This window comes from Lamprobacter sp., assembly GCF_034860625.1.
In the GTDB taxonomy this organism is placed as follows: domain Bacteria; phylum Pseudomonadota; class Gammaproteobacteria; order Chromatiales; family Chromatiaceae; genus Lamprobacter.
The window spans coordinates 1-1,095 of record NZ_JAYESN010000590.1 but is presented as its reverse complement, the minus strand read 5'-3'; the positions used below and the strand labels follow the sequence as shown (position 1 = coordinate 1,095).

The following is a 1,095-nucleotide window of genomic DNA, read 5'->3' as shown; positions in this document are numbered from 1 at the left end:
GATGTCGTCGGCACTGACGATCTGGGCATAGCCGAGCAGGCCGCCGAAGACCTCGGTCAGGAACTGCCCTTGGAGCTGCTTTTCCTTGACCGAGCCGAGCGCCCCGCTAGCGGCGCTGTTGGCCCAGCGTTGGGCGATCTCGGCCTGGACGGGGTTGCACTCGATGTGAGCGGCTTCGAGTGCCTCACTGAGCAAGCGGGCGTTGAACAGCGGTTTGAAGGGGTCGCGCACCCGATTCCTCCTGCATGGCTTCTGGTGAGCAGATAACCCGACAAGTCATCATGACTTACGCTGTTCTGCGGCCAGTCGAGCGCGGACTTGCTCAGCCGTGACCGCTGACGCAGGATCGGCCTTCAAGGCATCGTAGGCGGGTCCGACCTGTTGACACAGCCATGCGTCCACGGCGCGATCACGGGCAAGGCGTGCACGCAAGCCCTCGCGAATCACCTCACTGTCGGAGGCATACTCGCCCCCACGGACTCTCGCTTTCACCTCTTCGACCAGATCGTTCGGTAACCTAATACTGGGCTGTTGGGTTGAACGCACGATTGTCTCCGATCTGACAAGTAGGATTGAATCCTACCTGATCAGCGCTTAGGTCGCCGAGCGCGTGCTCAACGCCACCGGGGGCACGCTGATGTCGCCGGCCTTCGTCGAGGCCTTTCGCGGGCTCGCCGGCCGCATCCTCTATACGGACACCGCCCATCGGCGCATCGAGTGCGAGCATAGCGCAAACGAGCGGATGTCGGCCCAGCGTCCTCAAGGCGACGAACCGCATCGCATCCCAGTGCCTCGACGGGCGTGGGATGGCAAAGCGCTATACTCAAGCCTGACTTGCCGCCAGGCCTTTTTCAGGAGATTCGGTGATGCCGTCTGTTCAATTCAATACCCTGTTGGGTGAAGATCATCAGCTGCAACTCATCGTGCCCGAGGAGATACCCGCCGGCGCGGTCAATGTTGTCGTGACTGCGAAACTCACTCCACAGAATGACGCCAAGCAAACGCTCAGCGAGCTTTTCGCGGAACTCGACCAGATGCCCTGTCTGCCGCTGAGCCGTGAAGAGGTCGATCGCACCATCGCCGAAGAGCGTGCGA

Annotated in this window: 3 protein-coding genes; 1 reads left to right on the top strand and 2 read right to left on the bottom strand. The window is 61.5% G+C overall.

What is annotated here, in order from left to right:
• Together VBE63_RS30060 and VBE63_RS30055 are read right to left on the bottom strand one after the other, a co-directional pair.
• Positions 1 to 231, bottom strand: a 231-nt coding sequence (locus VBE63_RS30060; protein ID WP_323686628.1) for a hypothetical protein, incomplete at its 3' end; no start/stop codon positions are given.
• A gap of 48 nt (positions 232 to 279) precedes the next feature.
• Positions 280 to 546, bottom strand: a complete 267-nt coding sequence (locus VBE63_RS30055; RefSeq protein ID WP_323686627.1) for a ribbon-helix-helix domain-containing protein — start codon at positions 544 to 546, stop codon at positions 280 to 282.
• A gap of 320 nt (positions 547 to 866) precedes the next feature.
• Between VBE63_RS30055 and VBE63_RS30050 the strand changes: the two genes are divergently transcribed.
• Positions 867 to 1,095, top strand: a 229-nt coding sequence (locus VBE63_RS30050; RefSeq protein WP_323686626.1) for a hypothetical protein, incomplete at its 3' end; no start/stop codon positions are given.